This window comes from Nocardia sp. NPDC058658 (assembly GCF_042716665.1).
GTDB lineage: Bacteria > Actinomycetota > Actinomycetes > Mycobacteriales > Mycobacteriaceae > Nocardia.
The window spans coordinates 1-1,428 of the sequence record NZ_JBHXRR010000057.1 but is presented as its reverse complement, the minus strand read 5'-3'; the positions used below and the strand labels follow the sequence as shown (position 1 = coordinate 1,428).

Annotated in this window: 1 rRNA gene; it reads right to left on the bottom strand. The window is 54.9% G+C overall.

Annotation, left to right across the window (positions count from 1 at the left end):
* Window positions 1-40: 40 nt before the first annotated feature.
* A 23S ribosomal RNA gene (locus ACFWUP_RS31325) occupies window positions 41-1,428 on the bottom strand; the annotation flags it as partial.

The following is a 1,428-nucleotide window of genomic DNA, read 5'->3' as shown; positions in this document are numbered from 1 at the left end:
TGTTGTTTCAGAAACCGCACAGTGGACGCGTAACACCTTCATAAGTAAGCCCTCGGCCTATTAGTACCAGTCACCTACACCAGTCACCTGGCTTCCAATTCTGGCCTATCAACCCCATGGTCTGTAGGGGGCCTTAACCCATCAAGTGGGAGAGAAACCTCATCTTGGAACAGGCTTCCCGCTTAGATGCTTTCAGCGGTTATCCCTTCCGAACGTAGCCAACCAGCAGTGCTCCTGGCGGAACAACTGGCACACCAGAGGTTCGTCCGTCCCGGTCCTCTCGTACTAGGGACAGCCTTCCTCAAGTTTCTTACGCGCGCGGCGGATAGAGACCGAACTGTCTCACGACGTTCTAAACCCAGCTCGCGTGCCGCTTTAATGGGCGAACAGCCCAACCCTTGGGACCTACTCCAGCCCCAGGATGCGACGAGCCGACATCGAGGTGCCAAACCATCCCGTCGATATGGACTCTTGGGGAAGATCAGCCTGTTATCCCCGGGGTACCTTTTATCCGTTGAGCGACACCGCTTCCACTTGCCGGTGCCGGATCACTAGTCCCGACTTTCGTCCCTGCTCGACCTGTCAGTCTCACAGTCAAGCTCCCTTGTGCACTTGCACTCAACACCTGATTGCCAACCAGGCTGAGGGAACCTTTGGGCGCCTCCGTTACATTTTAGGAGGCAACCGCCCCAGTTAAACTACCCACCAGGCACTGTCCCTGAACCAGATCATGGTCCGAGGTTAGAAGTCCAATACGATCAGAGTGGTATTTCAACGACGACTCCACACACACTAGCGTGCCCGCTTCACAGTCTCCCACCTATCCTACACAAACCGTACCGAACACCAATACCAAGCTATAGTGAAGGTCCCGGGGTCTTTTCGTCCTGCCGCGCGTAACGAGCATCTTTACTCGTAATGCAATTTCGCCGAGTCTGTGGTTGAGACAGCAGAGAAGTCGTTACGCCATTCGTGCAGGTCGGAACTTACCCGACAAGGAATTTCGCTACCTTAGGATGGTTATAGTTACCACCGCCGTTTACCGGGGCTTAAATTCTCAGCTTCGCCCATTGCTGGGCTAACCGGTCCTCTTAACCTTCCGGCACCGGGCAGGCGTCAGTCCGTATACATCGTCTTACGACTTCGCACGGACCTGTGTTTTTAGTAAACAGTCGCTTCTCTCTGGTCTCTGCGACCCCACCCAGCTCCCGGAGTAAATCCGTTCACCAGGCGTGGTCCCCCTTCTCCCGAAGTTACGGGGGCATTTTGCCGAGTTCCTTAACCACAGTTCTCTCGATCGCCTTAGTATTCTCTACCTGACCACCTGTGTCGGTTTGGGGTACGGGCCATGTACCAGCTCGCTAGAGGCTTTTCTCGGCAGCATAGGATCACTGAATTCCCCTCAACGGGTACGCATCACGTCTCAGG